Annotated in this window: 11 protein-coding genes and 1 pseudogene; 4 read left to right on the top strand and 8 right to left on the bottom strand. The window is 72.8% G+C overall.

What is annotated here, in order from left to right:
- Positions 1-2: 2 nt before the first annotated feature.
- The gene (locus tag M4D82_RS10305) at positions 3-659 is read right to left on the bottom strand and encodes an HNH endonuclease family protein (RefSeq protein ID WP_249765755.1); all 657 of its coding nucleotides are present in this window, start codon (positions 657-659) and stop codon (positions 3-5) included.
- Positions 660-917: 258 nt separating this feature from the next.
- On the opposite strand from M4D82_RS10305, the gene M4D82_RS10300 reads away from it, so the two are divergent.
- Both M4D82_RS10300 and pulA read left to right on the top strand, forming a co-directional pair.
- Positions 918-2,618 (top strand): carbohydrate-binding module family 20 domain-containing protein, encoded by a 1,701-nt coding sequence (locus M4D82_RS10300; protein ID WP_249765754.1) that lies wholly within the window; start codon positions 918-920, stop codon positions 2,616-2,618.
- Between the two features lie 137 nt (positions 2,619-2,755).
- Positions 2,756-8,086 (top strand): pullulanase-type alpha-1,6-glucosidase, encoded by a 5,331-nt coding sequence (pulA, locus tag M4D82_RS10295; protein WP_249765753.1) that lies wholly within the window; start codon positions 2,756-2,758, stop codon positions 8,084-8,086.
- Between the two features lie 29 nt (positions 8,087-8,115).
- On the opposite strand, the gene M4D82_RS10290 is transcribed toward pulA, so the two are convergent.
- The 7 genes and pseudogenes from M4D82_RS10290 to M4D82_RS10260 all read right to left on the bottom strand — a co-directional run bounded on the left by M4D82_RS10290 (position 8,116) and on the right by M4D82_RS10260 (position 14,954).
- On the bottom strand, positions 8,116-8,640 hold the full coding sequence (locus tag M4D82_RS10290; RefSeq protein ID WP_249765752.1) for a GNAT family N-acetyltransferase: 525 nt from the start codon (positions 8,638-8,640) through the stop codon (positions 8,116-8,118).
- A gap of 24 nt (positions 8,641-8,664) precedes the next feature.
- Positions 8,665-9,372, bottom strand: a complete 708-nt coding sequence (locus M4D82_RS10285) for a TetR/AcrR family transcriptional regulator (protein ID WP_249765751.1) — start codon at positions 9,370-9,372, stop codon at positions 8,665-8,667.
- Positions 9,373-9,408: 36 nt separating this feature from the next.
- Positions 9,409-10,452, bottom strand: coding sequence for a PDR/VanB family oxidoreductase (locus M4D82_RS10280; protein ID WP_249765750.1), 1,044 nt, complete (start codon positions 10,450-10,452; stop codon positions 9,409-9,411).
- A complete protein-coding gene (locus tag M4D82_RS10275) occupies positions 10,449-11,345 on the bottom strand; it encodes a metal-dependent hydrolase (RefSeq protein WP_249765749.1) in 897 nt (298 codons plus the stop codon). The genes M4D82_RS10280 and M4D82_RS10275 overlap by 4 nt, the downstream gene beginning before the upstream one ends.
- A 75-nt stretch (positions 11,346-11,420) precedes the next feature.
- A pseudogene (locus tag M4D82_RS10270) lies at positions 11,421-13,342 on the bottom strand (hypothetical protein).
- Positions 13,343-13,483: 141 nt separating this feature from the next.
- On the bottom strand, positions 13,484-14,278 hold the full coding sequence (locus M4D82_RS10265) for a tyrosine-protein phosphatase (RefSeq protein ID WP_249765748.1): 795 nt from the start codon (positions 14,276-14,278) through the stop codon (positions 13,484-13,486).
- Between the two features lie 91 nt (positions 14,279-14,369).
- Complete coding sequence (locus M4D82_RS10260; RefSeq protein WP_249765747.1) at positions 14,370-14,954, bottom strand: rhomboid-like protein; 585 nt, start codon at positions 14,952-14,954, stop codon at positions 14,370-14,372.
- A 648-nt stretch (positions 14,955-15,602) separates the two neighbouring features.
- Here M4D82_RS10260 and M4D82_RS10255 point away from each other — a divergent pair.
- Both M4D82_RS10255 and M4D82_RS10250 read left to right on the top strand, forming a co-directional pair.
- On the top strand, positions 15,603-15,959 hold the full coding sequence (locus M4D82_RS10255; RefSeq protein ID WP_249765746.1) for a hypothetical protein: 357 nt from the start codon (positions 15,603-15,605) through the stop codon (positions 15,957-15,959).
- A gap of 109 nt (positions 15,960-16,068) precedes the next feature.
- Positions 16,069-17,526: a PepSY-associated TM helix domain-containing protein gene (locus M4D82_RS10250; protein WP_249765745.1), complete on the top strand. Its 1,458-nt coding sequence runs from the start codon at positions 16,069-16,071 to the stop codon at positions 17,524-17,526.
- Positions 17,527-17,574: the final 48 nt, after the last annotated feature.

The raw sequence follows: 17,574 nt of genomic DNA, 5'->3' as shown, positions 1-17,574 counted from the left end.
GGTCAGGCGCAGGTGTCGAGCATGGTGATCAGCTTCTCCTTCTCGGGGGTGGTGATGCTCAGTTGGTAGACGCTCTTGATGTGGGTCCAGGCTCTGGAGTAGGTGCACCAGTAGTCCTGGTTCGGTGGGGCCCACTGGTCGGGGGCCTGGTCGCCCTTGGAGCGGTTGGAGGAGGCTGAGACCGCGATGAGTTGGGAGTTGTCCAGGTCGTTCGCGAACTTCTTGCGCTTCTCCGTGGTCCAGGTGTCGGCGCCGGAGCGCCAGCTGTTGGCCAGCGGGACCATGTGGTCGATGTCGATCTTGGATGCCGAGTCGAGGGTCTTGGCGTCGTAGTCGCTGTACCAGGTCCCTTCGGTGGCGCGGCAGGCGGAGTCCTGGGTGACGCCCTTTCCGTCGCGGGACAGGACGACCTCGCGGGTGTCGCATTCGCCGTACTGCTTGGCCCAGTGGGGGAACATGGCGCGGCTGTAGCCGGCCATGGAGTGTGGGGGCTCGACGGTGAGTCGATCGAGCTCGATGCGGGCGACGTCGGGGGCCGGGGGTTCGGGGAAGACGTGGCGCTGGAGGGTCGGAGCGCCGTGGGCGGGCGTGCCGGCCAGGAGGGGCAGGGCGGTCAGGGCGAGCGCGGGCAGGCCGCGCAGCAGGAGGTTCTTGATCACATCCTCGGATGTAGCGGTCCTTCAGGAGCCCGGGGGTGGGGACGGGCCAGGGGCTAGGCCGGCCGGCTGTCCAGGTTCACCTGCAAAAACGACACTGCGTCGCCCTCGTCTCGTGGTTGAGCCTCGGTAGGCGCCGGCCGTGCCGACGGCTGGTCGGAAACAATTCTGCAATCTCTTGCGCAAACTCTTGCAACAGTTCGGAGTGGCCCTTACGGTCGCCAGCAACCCCCCACACCTTCCCGCCAGGAGGACCCCCACATGTCCAGATCGCTACGTGCCGGCAGAGCCCTGCCGGTGGTTGTCGCGTTGGCCGCCGCCGCGCTCGGTGTGCAGGTGCCGCAGGTGTACGCCGCTCCGCCCGGGGAGCGGGACGTGACCGCCGTGCTCTTCGAGTGGCGGTTCGAGTCGGTGGCCAAGGCCTGTACCGACTCGCTCGGGCCCGCCGGGTACGGGTTCGTGCAGGTGTCGCCGCCGCAGGAGCACATCCAGGGGGCCCAGTGGTGGACCTCGTACCAGCCCGTCAGTTACAAGATCGCCGGGCGGCTGGGGGATCGGACCGCGTTCAAGACGATGGTCGACACCTGCCATGCCGCCGGTGTGAAGGTCGTCGCCGATGCGGTCATCAATCACATGGCCGCCGGTGACGGGGTGGGAACCGGAGGGTCCTCGTATACGAAGTACGGGTACCCGGGGGTCTACTCCGGCGCGGACATGGACGACTGTCGGGCCGTCATCTCCGACTACCGGGACCGTGGCAACGTGCAGAACTGCGAGTTGGTGCAGCTCGCGGATCTCGACACGGGCGAGGAGTACGTTCGGGGGCGGATCGCCGGATATCTCAATGACTTGTTGTCGCTCGGGGTCGACGGGTTTCGGATTGACGCCGCCAAGCACATGCCGGCCGCCGATCTCGCCAACATCAAGTCCCGGTTGAGCAACCCGAGTGTCTATTGGAAGCAGGAAGCGATCCACGGGGCCGGCGAGGCCGTTTCGCCCGGCGAGTACCTCGGGAACGGGGACGTGCAGGAGTTCCGGTACGCCCGGGACCTGAAGCGGGTCTTCCAGAACGAGAACCTGGCCTATCTGAAGAACTTCGGCGAGGCGTGGGGGTACATGGCGAACGGGCAGGCCGGTGTGTTCGTCGACAATCACGACACCGAGCGCGTCGGGGACACCCTCAGCTACAAGGACGGCTCCGCCTACACCCTCGCCAGTGTGTTCATGCTGGCCTGGCCCTACGGGGCGCCCGACGTGCACTCCGGGTACGAGTGGACCGACAAGGACGCCGGGCCGCCCAACGGTGGCGCCGTGAACGGCTGTTACCTCGACGGGTGGAAGTGCCAGCACGCCTGGCGGGAGATCTCCTCCATGGTCGGATTCCGCAACGCCGTGCGGGGCCAGGCCGTCACCGGCTGGTGGGACGACGGGGGCGACCGGATCGCCTTCGGGCGCGGGAACAAGGGCTACGTGGTGATCAACCACGACACCTCCGCCCTGACGCGCACCTTCCAGACCACCCTGCCCGCCGGCGCCTACTGCGACGTACAGAGCGGGCGCGCGGTGACGGTGGACTCCGCCGGCCGGTTCACCGCCACCGTGGGTGCCGGGACCGCGCTCGCCCTCCACGTCAACGCCCGCAGCTGTACGGGGACCCCGCCCACCGCCGGCGCCGGGGCCTCGTTCGCCGTCAACGTCACCACCGTCCCCGGCCAGAACGTCTACGTCACCGGCGACCGCCCCGAGCTCGGCGGCTGGAACACCGGCAGCGCGCTGAAGCTCGACCCGGCGGCGTACCCCGTCTGGAAGCTGGACGTCACGCTGCCGGCCGGGACGGCGTTCGCGTACAAGTACGTCCGCAAGGACGCCGCCGGGAACGTCACCTGGGAGACCGGCGCCAACCGCACCGCCACCGTCCCCGCCGACGGCAAGGTCACGCTGACCGACACCTGGCGCGTCTGAGCCCCGGCCAGGCCCAAGCCGCAGCTCGGCCGAAGCCAGGTCGCGCCCGAGCCGCAGCCCCACCGACCAGGGCCGCCCGGCATCCAAGAACCCGCCACCGCCGGGCGGCCCTCACCCCGTACCCAAGGAGATCCGCCTTGATACGCCCCGCCGCAGGAGCCGTCGCCGCCGCGCTGGCCGTGACGCTCCTGCCCGCCCTGCCCGCGGCGGCCGCCGACCGGGCGCCCGCCCCGCCCTCCGACGCGAAGCTGGCGGCCGAGCCGGCCCGGCACGACCTGACCCGGGAGCAGTTCTACTTCGTCCTCCCGGACCGGTTCGCCAACGGCGACCCGCGCAACGACCGGGGCGGCCTGACCGGTTCCCGACTGGAGACGGGCCTGGACCCGACCGACAAGGGCTTCTACCAGGGCGGCGACCTCAAGGGGCTGACCGATCGGCTGGACTACATCAAGGGGCTGGGCACCACCGCCCTTTGGATGGCGCCCATTTTCAAGAACCAGCCCGTGCAGGGCAAGGGCGGCGACGCTTCCGCCGGATACCACGGCTATTGGATCACCGACTTCACCCAGGTCGACCCGCACTTCGGCACCAACGCCGATCTGGAGCGGCTCATCGACAAGGCGCACGCCAAGGGGATGAAGGTCTTCTTCGACGTCATCACCAATCACACCGCCGATGTCATCGACAATCGCGAGGGCGCGTATGGGTATCTGTCCAAGGGGGCCTTTCCCTATCTGAAGAAGGACGGCGTTCCTTTTGACGACGCCGGTGGGGGGAAGTTGCCGGCTGTTGATTCGGATTCGTTTCCGCGCACTCCCTTCGTTCCCGACGCCAAGAAGAACCTGAAGGTTCCGGCCTGGCTCAACGACCCGACGATGTACCACAACCGCGGCGACTCCACCTTCGCCGGCGAGTCCTCGCAGCACGGCGACTTCGCCGGGCTCGACGACCTGTGGACCGAGCGCCCCGAGGTCGTCGAAGGAATGGAGAAGATCTACGAGAAGTGGGTCCGCGACTTCGACATCGACGGATTCCGCATCGACACCGTCAAGCACGTCGACACCCGCTTCTGGACCCAATGGGCCACCGCCCTCGACAAGTACGCCGACAAGCGCGGGCGCAAGGACTTCTTCATGTTCGGCGAGGTCTACTCCGCCGACACCGCCGTCACCTCCCCCTACGTCACCCGGGGACGCCTCGACGCCACCCTCGACTTCCCGCTCCAGGACGCCCTGCGCGCCTACGCCTCCCAGGGCGCGCCCGCCTCCCGGCTCGGCTCCGTCCTCGCCGACGACTACCGGTACACCACCGACAAGGCCAACGCCTACGAGCAGGTCAGCTTCCTCGGCAACCACGACATGGGCCGCTTCGGCACCTTCCTCAAGCAGGACCGGCCGGGCGCGGGGGAGAAGGAACTCCTCGACCGCTACCGCCTCGCCAACGAGCTGATGTTCCTCACCCGCGGCAACCCGGTGATCTACTCCGGCGACGAGCAGGGCTTCACCGGCGCCGGCGGCGACAAGGACGCCCGCCAGCCGCTCTTCGCCTCCCGCGTCGCCGACTACCTCGACGACGACCAGCTGGGCACCGACCGCACCCACGCGAGCGACGCCTACGACCCCGCGCACCCGCTCTACCGGCAGATCGCCGCCCTCTCGAAGCTGACCCGCGAGCACCCGGCGCTGCGCGACGGCGTCCAGAGCGAGCGCCTCGCCGACGGCTCCGTGTACGCCTTCGCCCGGACCGACGCGAAGTCCCGTACGGAGTACCTCGTCGCCGCGAACAACGCCGCCGAGGCCCGCACCGTCGAGCTCGCCGCCCCGGCCGGCAGCCAGTACCGGACCCTGTACGGGGGCACCGCGCTGCTGCGCGCGTCCTCCGGCGGGAAGCTCACCGTGCCCGTGCCCGCGTACGGTTCCGTCGTGCTGCGCGCCGAGACCCCGCAGGCCAAGCCCGCCACCGGCCCCACCCTCACCCTCAAGGCCCCGGCGGCCGGCGCCACCGGCACCGTCGAGGTGAGCGCCGAGGTCGGCGGTGGCGGCCTGAACCGGGTCGTCTTCGCCGCGCAGGCGGGCAACGGCCCCTGGCAGGTGCTCGGTTCCGCCGACCACGCCCCGTACAAGGTCACGCAGCACGTCGAGGCTCCCGCCGGCACCCCGCTGCGGTACAAGGCCGTCGCCGTCGACTCGGCCGGGCACCGCGCGAGCGCGCTCGCCGCGTCCACGGCCGGGCAGGTCCCGCCCGTGGAGGTCCCGACCGCCACGCAGCGCGAGTACGCCGTCGTCCACTACAACCGGCCCGACGGCGACTACACGAACTGGCGGCTCTACGCCTGGGGCGACCTCGCCGACGGCGAGGCCAAGCCCTGGCCGGAGGGGCACGCCTTCACCGGCCGCGACGCCTACGGCGCCTTCGCCTACGTCCGCCTCAAGCCCGGCGCCTCCTCCGTCGGCTACCTCGTCATCGACAAGGACGGCAACAAGGACGTCGCCGCCGACCGCGTCATCGACGTGACGAAGACCGGCGAGATCTGGCTCGAACAGGGCAAGGAGCCCGCCCGCACCGACCGCCCCGCCTACCCGCCGCAGGACAAGTCCAAGGCCGTCCTGCACTACCAGCGCCCCGACGGCGCCTACGACGGCTGGGGCCTGCACGTGTGGGCCGGCGCCGCGCAGCCCACCGACTGGGCCAAACCGCTGATGCCCGTACGCGTCGACTCCTACGGCGCCGTCTACGAGGTCCCCCTCGCCGCCGGCGCGACGAGCCTGAGCTACATCCTCCACAAGGGCGACGAGAAGGACCTCCCCTCCGACCAGTCACTCGACCTGTCGGGCACCGGTCACGAGGTGTGGATGCTCGGCGGCAAGGAGAAGTACCTGCTGCCGCAGCCCGCCGGATCGGCCGCCGCCGTCGACCTCACCAAGTCCCACGCCGTCTGGATCGACCGCGACACCCTCGCCTGGAACGCCCCCGAGGCCGCCGCCTCCGTCCAGCTCCTCGCCTCCCGCGACGGCAAGGTCACCGCCGAGAACGGCGCCCTGCGCGAGAACGGCGCCGCCTGGCTGCGGCTGAACCGCTCCGCGCTCACCGCCGCCCAGAAGCAGAAGTTCCCGCACCTGGCGGCGTACGGCGCCTACACCGTCGACCCCCGCGACCGCGACCGCGTCCGCGACGCCCTGCGCGGGCAGCTCGTCGCGAGCGCCCGCGCCGCGAACGGCGCCGTCCTCGCCGCCACGGGCGTCCAGCTCGCCGGCGTCCTCGACGACCTGTACGCCAACGACACCCCGCTCGGCCCCGTCTTCCACGACGGCCGCCCCACCCTCGCCGTCTGGGCCCCCACCGCCCGCGAGGTCTCCCTCGAACTCGACGGCCGCACCGTCGCCATGCGCCGCGACGACCGCACCGGCGTCTGGTCCGTACGCGGCGAGCGCTCCTGGTCCGGCAAGCCGTACCGCTACGCCGTGACCGTCTGGGCCCCGAGCACCCGCGCCGTCGTCCGCAACCTGGTCACCGACCCGTACGCGACCGCCCTGACCGCCGACTCCACCCACAGCCTCGTCGTGGACCTCGCCGACCCGAAGCTGGCTCCGCCCGGTTGGAAGGACCTGCGCAAGCCGGCCGCCGTCCCCTTCACCAACGCCCAGATCCAGGAGCTCCACATCCGCGACTTCTCCGTCGCGGACCGCACCTCGAAGCACCCCGGCCAGTACCTGGCCTTCACCGACACCGCATCGGCCGGCATGACCCACCTGCGCGACCTGGCCGCCGCCGGCACCTCCTACGTCCACCTCCTGCCCGCGTTCGACATCGGCACCATCCCCGAGAAGCCCGCCGACCGCACCGAACCCGCCTGCGACCTCAAGGTCTACGCACCCGACTCCGAGCAGCAGCAGGCCTGCGTCGCGGCCGCCGCCGCCAAGGACGCCTACAACTGGGGCTACGACCCGCTGCACTACACCGTCCCCGAGGGCTCCTACGCCTCCGACCCGAACGGCACCGCCCGCACCGTCGAGTTCCGCAGGATGGTCCAGTCCCTTAACGGGGCCGGGCTGCGCACCGTGATGGACGTCGTCTACAACCACACCGTCGCCGCCGGACAGGACGACAAGTCCGTCCTGGACCGCGTCGTCCCCGGCTACTACCAGCGGCTGCTGGCCGACGGCGGCGTCGCCACCTCCACCTGCTGCGCGAACACCGCGCCCGAGAACGCCATGATGGGCCGCCTCGTCGTGGACTCGATCGTCACCTGGGCCAAGGAGTACAAGGTCGACGGCTTCCGCTTCGACCTGATGGGCCACCACCCGAAGGCCAACATCCTGGCCGTCCGCAAGGCCCTCGACGCCCTGACGCCAGAGAAGGACGGGGTCGACGGAAAGAAGATCATCCTCTACGGGGAGGGCTGGAACTTCGGCGAGATCGCCGACGACGCCCGCTTCGTGCAGGCCACCCAGAAGAACATGGCCGGCACCGGCATCGCCACCTTCTCCGACCGCGCCCGCGACGCCGTACGCGGCGGCGGCCCCTTCGACGAGGACCCGCGCGTCCAGGGCTTCGCCACCGGCCTGTTCACCGACCCGAACGCCTCCCCCGCGAACGGCACCCCCGCCGAACAGCGGGCCCGCCTGCTGCACGCCCAGGACCTCCTGAAGGTCGGCCTCTCCGGCAACCTGGCCCCGTACACCTTCACCGACACCACCGGCCGCCGCGTCAAGGGCTCCGACGTCGACTACAACGGCGCCCCGGCCGGCTACGCCGCCGCCCCCGGCGACGCCCTGGCCTACGTCGACGCCCACGACAACGAGACCCTGGCCGACGCCCTCACCTTCAAGCTCCCGCCCGCCACCGCACCCGCCGACCGGGCCCGCGCGCAGGTCCTGGCCATGGCCACGGCCGCCCTCTCGCAGGGCCCGGCCCTCTCCCAGGCGGGCACCGACCTGCTCCGTTCGAAGTCCCTGGACCGCAATTCCTACGACAGCGGCGACTGGTTCAACGCCCTGCACTGGGACTGCCGCGACGGCAACGGCTTCGGCCGGGGCCTGCCGCCCGCCGCCGACAACCGCCCCAAGTGGACCTACGCGAAGCCGCTGCTGACCGGCCCGGCCCCCGGCTGCGCCGAGATCAGCGGAGCCTCCGCCGCCTACCGCGACCTGCTGCGGATCCGTACGACGGAACCGGCCTTCGCCCTCACCACCGCCGAGGCGGTCCAGGCGCGGCTCTCGTTCCCGCTGTCGGGCCCCGAGGAGACCCCGGGCGTGCTCACCATGGCCGTCGGTGACCTGGTGGTCGTCTTCAACGCCACCCCCGACCGCCAGGCCCAACGCGTCCCCGCCCTCGCGGGCGTCGGTCACGCCCTGCACCCGGTGCAGGCGGGCGGCGCCGACCCGGTGGTGAAGGGGGCGGCGTACGAGGCGACGGCGGGCGAGTTCACCGTCCCGGCCCGCACGGTGGCGGTCTTCAAGCGCTCCTGACCGGCGCGCACACCCGCCGGAGCGGCGCCTCACACGTCGAGGCGCCGCTCCAGCAGGATCACCCCGTAGACCCGGCCGTCCTCGGCCTCCTTGTGCGGGCACTCCCCGACGATCCGGTACCCGGCCGACCGGTAGTACGCCAACAGCCGCGGGTTGGTCGCCACGCAGTCCAGCCGCGCCCGCTCCCGTCCCGTACGGGCGATCCGCCGCTCGGCGTGCACCAGCAGCCGCATCCCGGTCCCGGCCGGCGCCGCCTCGCGCTCCACCATCAGCCGGTGCACGTACCCCGCGACCGGAGGCTGGACGCCCCAGGCCTCCTCGTCGGACCACCACAGCTCGTACCCGCCGACGATCCGCCCGTCGCCGTCCTCGGCGAGCCACACCTCGCCGTCGCGCATCCGGTCGCGGAAGTGCGCGGCGTCCTTCTCGCCCGGCTTCCACTGCTCGATCCCGCGCGCCAGCATCCAACGGGCGGCCCCGTCGTACAGCTTCACCAGCGTGCCGGCATCCTTCTCACCGGCCGGCCGGAACAACAACCCGTCGTCAATGATCACCTGGGCATTATCGGCACGACCCGCCTACGCGTCCCCGCGAGGCCCCGGCACCAGCGCGGCCAGCCGTCCGACCAGCTCCCCGAACGGCCCGTCGGCCGGCTCGTCCGCCAGGATCCGTACGAGGATCCCCGCCATCTCCGCGTCGTACGCCGCGCTCACCGCCGCCAGCGCCGCGAAGTCGTGCACCAGCTGCAACTCCAGCTCCCCGCGCGGGATCCGGCGGCCGTCGAGCCACAGCAACGCCGTCGACTCGGCCAGCGACACCCACGACCGCACGACCAACTCCAGCCGTGCCGGCGGGTCCTGCACCCCGATGTGCGCGACGATCTGCTCGTACGCCGCCTGCCGCACCTCGTCGATCATCGCGTTGGTCCGGCTGCTGCCGGCCGCCGGACCGCCGCGCATCAGCGCCGAGAAACCCGGCCCGTGATCGTCGACGAACGCGAAGAACCGCCCCATCACCCGCAACAGCCGTGCCCCGAGCGGCCCTTCGTGCGGCTCCTCGAACCGCTGCGCCAACTCGTCGGCGGCCCGCCGCAGCGCGGCCTCGTACAGGCTCAACTTGCCGGGGAAGTAGTGGTAGACGAGCGGCCGCGATATCCCGGCCGCCGCGGCGATCTCGTCGATCGACACGTCGTCGGGCGACCGGTTGCTGAACAGCTCCAGGGCAACCCCGATCAGCTGCTGCCGCCGCTCCTCGACACCCATCCTGCGCCGCACCCCGGTTGTCATGCGGACACCCTACTTCTCACCTTCCCGGGCAGGGCGTCACAGGTCGAGCGCTATGCGGTCCTTCGAGGCGCGGGAGACGCACAGGAGCATCGAGGTCGTGCGTTCGGCGTCGGTGAGGAGGTCGTCACGGTGGTCGACCTCGCCCGCGAGGACCCGGTGCCGGCAGGTGCCGCAGAACCCCTGCTCGCACGAGTACGGGGTGTCGGGCCGTACGCGACGCACCGCCGCGAGGGTCGATTCGTCCGCCGCGACCGCCACCTCCGTGCCCGAGCGGCGCAGTTCCACGGTGAAGGGCCCCGCGGCGACGGGGGCCGCCGGGACGAAGCGTTCCAGGCGGACGGCCGAGGGGTCCGGGGCGGCTTCGGTGACCGCCCGCATGAGCGGTTCCGGGCCGCAGCAGTAGACCAGGGTGCCCGGCCGGATCCCGGCGAGCGGGGTCAGGTCGGGGCGGCCCGTCTCGTCCTCGGGCAGCAGCGTGACCCGCTCGCCGTATGCGGCGAGTTCGGGCAGGAACGGCATCGAGGCGCGCGAGCGGCCCCCGTACAGCAGGGTCCAGTCGGCGCCGGCGGCCGTCGCGGCCCGCAGCATGGGGAGGATCGGGGTGATCCCGATGCCGCCCGCGACGAACACGTACGCGGGCGCGGGCACCAGCTCGAAGCGGTTGCGCGGTGGCCGCACCGGGAGTTCGGCGCCCTCCACGAGCGCCTCGTGCACCTCGCGCGAGCCACCGCGACCGTCCTCGACCAGCCGGACCGCGATCGTCCACCGCCCGGTGTCGGCCGGATCCCCGCACAGCGAGTACTGGCGTACGAGCCCGGAGGGCAGGACGACGTCCACGTGCGCGCCCGGGGTCCAGGCCGGGAACTCGTCCGACTCCAGCGTGATCCGTACGACGCCCTCGGCCGGCTCGGTCCGCGAGACGATCCGGGCGTACAGGGTCCGGCGCGGGGAGTGGCCCGACACGGGGGTGTCCAGGGCGGGCAGCGGCCACAGCGGGGAGCGGCGTATGCGCCGGCGCAGCGCGCGCCGGGCCAGCACGGCGGCGCCGGCCGCCACCGTGACGGCGAGGGTCCGCTTCACGGGCGCACCCCGCCGTTGGCGCCGGGGGAGGCGGCGAGGTAGGCCTCGGCCTGCGCCGTCGAGCCCTCCTGCGAGGGGTGGTACGTACGGGACAGGTAGGTCGGGATGGACTTCAGCATGGCCCCCGTCGAGGGGAGGACGCCCTGCTGTCCGGCCCGGAAGAGCTGCCCGAGGGAGGCCTTGGCGGCGGGCAGGTGGGGGTCGTTCTCCATGAAGAAGCGGGCGCCGCGCTGCCACAGGAAGACCAGGGCCGCGAAGCCGGTGGCCCAGGTCCGGACGCGGCGCCGGTAGTTGCCGTCCACGTGCATGAACAGGTCGAAGGCCACCGAACGGTGTTCGACCTCCTCGGCGCCGTGCCAGCGCAGGAGGTCCAGCATCATCGGGTCGGCGCCGCGCCGGTCGAGCTCCTCGGCGTTGAGGATCCAGTCGCCGAGGAACGCCGTGTAGTGCTCGATCGCCGCGATCATCGCGACGCGCTCCATCAGCCACCACTTGCGGGCCCGACCGGGCGGCAGGGTCCGGTCGCCGAGCAGCTTCTCGAAGAGCCAGTCCACCTGCGCGGTGTAGGGGGTCGGGTCCAGGCCCAGCCGCTTGAGGTGCGGGAGCACGTCGTCGTGCGCGGCGGCGTGCGTCGCCTCCTGCCCGATGAACCCGATGACGTCGGCCCGCAGCCGGTCGTCGGTGATGTACGGGAGCACCTGCTTGTAGACGTGGACGAACCAGCGCTCGCCGGCGGGCAGCAGCAGGTGCAGCACGTTGATGGTGTGCCCGGCGAAGGGGTCGCCGGGCAACCAGTGGAGCGGGGTGTCCTCCCAGGAGAAGGAGACGTTCCGCACCTGGAGGTCTATGTGTTCCGACGCCACGGGGGCGGGCACGAGCGGCGTATTAGACATGGCGTCAATGTACTGAGCGGTACCGAAGAGGTGAACCCCTGTGCGACGCCGAAATTACCGCCCCGGGCCGCTCGCCTAGCGCAGCACCCCCGCCGTCGTGCCGTCCGTCAGCTTGCCCGAGAGGTCGACCTGTGCGCCCTCCTTGGCCTTGAGGGCCAGTCGATTGCCGTTCGCGGCCCCGCTGACCCCGCCGCCCGACACCGACAGCGACGTGAACTGCGCGCTGCCCGCCGCCAGGACGTACCACTGACCTGCCCGGGACTTCCACAGCACCCCGGCCAGCACCCGCGGCTCACGCGCCCCGCACGCCGCCGAGCCCTCCGCCTTGGCCGCCTGGGCGGCGAGCGGCGCGCCCGGGGCCAGGAACTGCGCCTGCACCCGGTCCGCCGTACCCCGCCAGGTCTCCGCCCGGGTGCACAGCCAGGTCGCCGTCCCGTCGCCCTCGGGCAGCGGCTGCTTCGCGTACGTCCAGGCGTTGACCGCGCGCACCCCGTGCGAGCGCACCGAGGGGAGCAGACAAGCGATCCTCGACCACTCGCCGAGCTCCGCCGCCTCCGACACGTCCCGCGCGGCCCCCGGAGCGCCCGACGTCAGCCGCGCCGGCGTCAGCTCGCCCAGGTCCGTGACCAGCCGGGTCGTCCCGTCGCCGGTCAGGGCCAGCGCGTTCCAGCTCGTACAGGTCCCGCCCGGGGCCGGACCCACCACCGGCGGGGTGATCCCGTCCGGGGTGAGCTTCAACGGGGCCGGGTCCTCGGCGGGCTTGAGCAGGTCCCGCAGCGCCGCGCCCGTCACCCAGGGGGCCGTCAGGTAGCGGACGTTGCCGTCGACCCGGCTGAGCACCAGCCCCGTCGCGGTGTCCGCCGAGGCCCCGTCGGTCCGGGCGAGGTCCAGGGCGGCGCCGGCGGTCCCGGAGCGCGGTTCGGCGTAGCGGACCACCCGCAGGCCGTCGTGGAAGAGGACCACCACCGCCTGGTCGACGGTGCCCGCGAACAGCAGCTGCGGCGGTCCCATCGGCGGCCCGGACGGCGTGCCGGGCGTCGCCGAGACCACCACCGTCCTGCCGGGGCGGGCCCAGGTGGCCAGGGCGCGGCGCAGCAGTTCCGTGTCGCCGACGCGGTCGCCGCGCGCGGGCCAGGCCGCGTAGTCGGTACGGGACGCCGTACGCCACACCGTGGGCGCCACCCGCGTCAGCTGCCCCGGGTCGAGGGCCTGCTCCGCCGCCGCGTTGCGCGCGTACAGCGGGGCGGCCGGCCCGTCGGACCCCACCCGCCGCCCGGCAGCGCCAGCAGCGCCCCGCACACCGCGAGGGCCACCGCCCCGGCCAGCCCGGCCCGGACCAGCCGGCGCCGCCGCAGCAGGTCGGTGGGCCGGGCCTGGAGCACGCACGGGTCGAACTCGGGGGAGGCGAAGAGGCCGTCGTGCACCGGATCCCCCGACTCGGCGACCGCCGCCTCGGGATCCGCCACCCCGGCCTCGGCGAGCACCCGCAGCACGTCCGCCTCCGCGAGCCCCTCCAGGGCCCGCAGCACGCAGGCGGCGCGCCCTGGGCCGTTCAGGGTCGCCAGCCACTGGTCCAGCGCCAGCTCCTCGGCCCCGCCCGAGCGCGGGAAGAGCCGAAGCCCCCACACCTGGGGGAGCAGCGCGGGCAGTTGCCCGCGCAGCGGGAGCGCCTTGAACGTCAGCGGGATCCCCGCCTCCAGCGCCGAACGCAGCACGCGCAGCCGGACGTACGCGTACCCGGACTCGGGCCCGTCCACCCCGTCGCGCTGCGCCGGGACCCCGCCCCGCACGGCGGCGGGGTCGACGGCGCGACGGCCGCGCGGCAGGGCCCGCTGGGTCAGCGAATGGGCGGTGAGGACCCGTCGGTTGCGGCCGAGGGAGGGCGGCAGCACCAGGTAGGCGAGCCGCACCAGCCGCGGGTAGTGCTCGACGATGGCGGCCTCGGCCTGCTCGACGTCGGGAGGCAGGGGGCGGGTGGCGGTGTCCGGCGCAGTCACGTTCAGCAGAACGAGCGAATCGTCGGATGGTCACCCGCCTCCAGCGCACACGTTCGGACGAATCGCGGTGGCGGAGGCTTACACGGGTTACGCGGGTTACACGAGTTCCCTGGCGGCCGGCGGCCCGGCGGCCGGGTGCCGTCAGGCGATCAGCCGCGCGCGCAGCGCCTCGACCGTCTCGTCGGGAACGCCCAGCCCCTCGCGCACGTACTTCTCCATGGAACCGAAGCGCACCCGCACCTCGTCCAGGCCCGCCTCCAGGTAGGACGGGAAGACGCCGATCAGCGCGAGCGCGATCTCCGGGTCCCCGCCGGCCGCCGTGAAGCCCTCGATCAGCGGGGCGAAGGCCTCCTTCACCGCCGGGTTCACCGACAGGTACTCGGCCATCAGGGTCTCCTCGTCCGCCCCGAGCAGCGCGAGGATCACCGTGGCGCCCCAGCCCGTACGGTCCTTGCCGGCCGTGCAGTGGAAGAGCAGCGGGCCCGCCTGCGGGTCGGCGGCCTCGGTCAGCAGCGTCCGGTACGCGTCCTGCGCCGACGCGGTGCTGACGAAGGAGCGGTAGACCGACCCGAAGAGGGCCTGCGCCTTGCCGTTGCCGAGCCGCTCCTCGGCCACCACCGGGTCCGCCAGCAGGTCCTTGAGCTGCGCTGCCGCCGGCATGCGGCTCTCGCTCATCTTGTCCGCGAGGACGTCGCGCACCAGCAGCCGGGCGCCGTCGGGCAGCAGGTCCGGGTGGTCGGCGCGCTCGGGCGCGCTGCGCAGGTCGATGACGGTGCGCAGGCCGAGGCCGGCCATCACGGGGTCGGCGTCGAGGTCGAGCCGGTCGAGCGCGCCGGAGCGCAGGACGAGGCCGGGGCGGACGCTGCGGCCGCCTGCGAGCGGGATGCCACCGAGGTCGCGGAGGTTGGCGACGGTGGTGGAGGGCTTGGCGGTCATCGTTGCGGCTCCAGCGATCGGGCTACTCGGTTGCTCAGTTACTTGGTTACTCGTGTTACTCGGATGAATGTGTCCATCCACGGCATTCAGGTCAGGCAAGAGCGATTTTCCGATGATTCTTTTCGGAAAGACAATCGACGGCGAATGACAGCCCGATCCCGAGGCCCAGCGCCACGAGGTGCCCGACGTCCGTGAAGGTCCGCTCGCGCCGCAGCACCGGCCACGCGCCCACCGCCAGCAGCGCCGCGCGCGTGCCGTGGCGCACCGGGCCGCGGGGCAGGGCCGAGGTCAGGGTGCCGAGCACGGCGTTGAACCCGTAACTCGTGCCGACGTCCACGGCCCGGCGGGTCTCGGTGTCCGCGGTGCGCCGCAGGACGCCGTGGACGAGGAGGGTGGCCGTGGCGTGCCCGAACAGGAACGTGGCGGCCGTCCACCACGCCCCGTACGCGTACTCCGCGTACCCGAGCACGGCGACGAGGAGCAGCGCGTAGGGCAGCGGCATCGGCTCCTCGACCACGAAGGCACTGGTCAGGAGGGTCTGCCAGTGGCCGGCGTCGAGATTGTCGACGTTCGTCGAGCAGGTGCGCAGGACGCGTTCCCGCTCGGCCGGAGCCAGTCGTTCCAGGGCGTACGCCCCGAGCTGGACCCCGCCGGAGTAGAGAGCGCCCAGGGGCAATGACCATGACCATGGCGATGGATTCACCGGATCATGATCTGATACGGCCCCCTTGTGGGTGAGGGCGGCCCCCGTGCGACGATGACCGGGACATGTCTGAATCCCGATCCCGCGCGCCGATGCGCGTCGCACGGGCCGCGATGTTCGCGGCCGTGTGCGTGGCTTTGGGCGCGGTGGGGCATTCGTACATGTCCGGGACGGACATCCCGGTTCCCTGGCTTCTGGGTGCCTTTGTGGCGACCTGTGTACCGGCCTGGGTGGCCGCCGGCCGCGGACGGTGCGGGCCCGTCGGTATCACCGCGGCGCTGCTCTCCGTCCAGGGGATGCTGCACCTGGCCTTCTCGGCGAGCGGGGCCCACGCGGCCATGTCGACGCCGCCCCCCGGCCCGGCGTCCCCATCGGAGCCGATGCCCGGCCACCACCACGTGCCCGGCGCGCACGCCGCCGCTCCCGGGCACGGCCACGCCCACGGCGGACGGACCCCGGGCGCACCGCCCACGGCCCGGCGGGCCTTGACCCGGCCGCCGCGTCCGACGCGGGCCACGCGACCGGCGCGGCCGACCCTCCGCCCTCGTCGACCCCTCCGCGCTCGCGGACCCTTCGGCGCTCGCCGACCTTGCCGGCGCGGCCGGGCATGGTGGGTTCGGGATGGTCGTCGCGCACCTGGTGGCCGGGCTGTTCTGTGCCGCGTGGCTGGCCTGGGGGGAGGCGGCCGTCTTCCGGGTCGCCGCCGCGCTCGGCGCGACCGCGCTGGTCGCCGCTCGGCCGCTGGCCCGCGTCCTCGCTCTGCTGCGCGCGCGGGTGGTCCCCGTACCGGCCCCGCCCGCGCACCGGGCCCCGTACGTACCACCACGGCGACTGCGCGGAGCCGTGCACGCCCACACCGTCGTCCGGCGCGGTCCGCCCGCGCGGCGAGACGCCCGCACCACGGCCCCGAGGCCGTGCCGTCGTCGCCGTGCGGCCGCCGCCACCCACGCGGCGCATCCGCACCCGCAGCCGGCCTGAGCCGGTCCGACGGCACACCCTTCCCTTCCTGCCCGTCTTCTTCCTGTCGGCGAGGGGGGCGAGACCACGGGGCCGATCACCCCTGTCTTCGCCAACCCTTAGGACCCGCATGTCCCTCGACGAAATCAAGGACGTCCCCGTCCCCGCACGGGACGCCGAGGCACAAGACGTCCCGCCCACCACCGGCGGCACCTGGGCCGCCCTGCGCCCGCTGCTCCTGCGGCTGCACTTCTACGCCGGGCTGCTCGTCGCCCCGCTCCTCTTCCTCGCCGCCACCACCGGCCTGCTGTACGCGGGCTCCTGGCAGGCCGAACGGATCCTCTACTCCGACCAGCTGACCGTCGACCGCGTCGGCGGGAGCGTCCTCCCGCTCGGTCAGCAGGTGAAGGCCGCCCAGAGCGCCGCCCCCGAGGGCAAGGTGCTGGGCGTGTGGCCCGCCCCCGAGGCCGAGGCGACCACGCGCGTGATCATGGAGAGCCCCGGGCTCGGCGAGGGTGAGACCCTCACCGTCTTCGTGGACCCGTACACCGCCGACGTGCGCGGACAGCTCACCACCGCCGGTGACGCGCTGCCGCTGCGGGCCTGGCTGAGCGAGTTCCACTCCAGTCTCCAACTCGGCGAGTTCGGCCGGAACTACAGCGAGCTGGCCGCCAGTTGGCTGTGGGTGGTCGCCCTCGGCGGCCTCGCCCTGTGGATCGGCCGGCGCCGCGCCCGCAAGGCGGACCTGGTCCTGCCCGACCGCAAGGCCACCGGCCGCCGCCGCACGCTGTCCTGGCACGGCACCGTCGGCCTGTGGGCCGTCGCCGGGCTCGTCGTCCTGTCCGCCACCGGCCTGACCTGGTCGAAGTACGCGGGCGAGAACATCGGACAGGTCCAGGACCGGCTCGGCGGAGCCACCCCGTCCGTCTCCGCCAAGCTCGACGGCGCGGCGTCTGCGGGCTCCGACGAGCACGCCGGCCATGTGATGACCGAGGACATGGAGATGCCTCCGCCGCCCCCGACCGCCGACGTGGGCATCGACCGTGCCGTCGCCGCCGCCCGCGCCGCCGGGGTCACCGAGAGCCTGCGCGTGACCCTGCCCGCCCAGGGCAAGGGCTACGTCATCAAGGAGGCCGACAAGCAGGTGCCGGTGCACCTGGACACCGTCGCAGTGGACCCCGCCGACGGCCGGATCATGGACGAACTGCGGTTCGCGGACTACCCGTTGCTCGCGAAGCTCACCCGCTTCGGCATCGACCTGCACATGGGCCAGACCTTCGGGATCGTCAACCAGCTCGCGCTGGCCGCGCTCGCCGTCGCCGTGATGTTCCTCGTCGGGTGGGGCTACCGGATGTGGTGGATGCGTCGGCCCACCAAGGAGCGCGGGCTGTCGTTCGGCCGCCCGCAGCCGCGCGGCGCCTGGCGCCGGCTGCCGGTGACGGCGCTGCTGCCGCTCGCGTGCGTGACGGCGCTCGTCGGGTGGTTCGTCCCGCTGCTGGGGATCAGCCTGCTGGTCTTCCTCGCGGGTGACATCGCCCTCGGCTTCGCGGCCGCGCGCCGCCGGGCCAAGGCGCCGCAGCAGGCGTAGGCGGCGTAGCGCACGGTGGGCCCGTACTCCCGGGGGGGGGAGTACGGG

The organism is Streptomyces sp. RerS4 (assembly GCF_023515955.1).
GTDB lineage: Bacteria > Actinomycetota > Actinomycetes > Streptomycetales > Streptomycetaceae > Streptomyces.
Note: the sequence above shows the minus strand (reverse complement) of the source record. Positions and strands in the feature narration are given on the sequence as shown.

Bases quoted from the DNA above. Each gene is read 5' to 3' on its own strand.
- M4D82_RS10250 (WP_249765745.1), top strand. From the start codon at position 16,069: ATGTCCCTCGACGAAATCAAGGACGTCCCCGTCCCCGCACGGGACGCC.
- M4D82_RS10285 (WP_249765751.1), bottom strand. From the start codon at position 9,372: ATGACAACCGGGGTGCGGCGCAGGATGGGTGTCGAGGAGCGGCGGCAG.
- M4D82_RS10265 (WP_249765748.1), bottom strand. From the start codon at position 14,278: ATGACCGCCAAGCCCTCCACCACCGTCGCCAACCTCCGCGACCTCGGT.
- M4D82_RS10255 (WP_249765746.1), top strand. From the start codon at position 15,603: ATGGTCGTCGCGCACCTGGTGGCCGGGCTGTTCTGTGCCGCGTGGCTG.
- M4D82_RS10300 (WP_249765754.1), top strand. From the start codon at position 918: ATGTCCAGATCGCTACGTGCCGGCAGAGCCCTGCCGGTGGTTGTCGCG.
- M4D82_RS10275 (WP_249765749.1), bottom strand. From the start codon at position 11,345: ATGTCTAATACGCCGCTCGTGCCCGCCCCCGTGGCGTCGGAACACATA.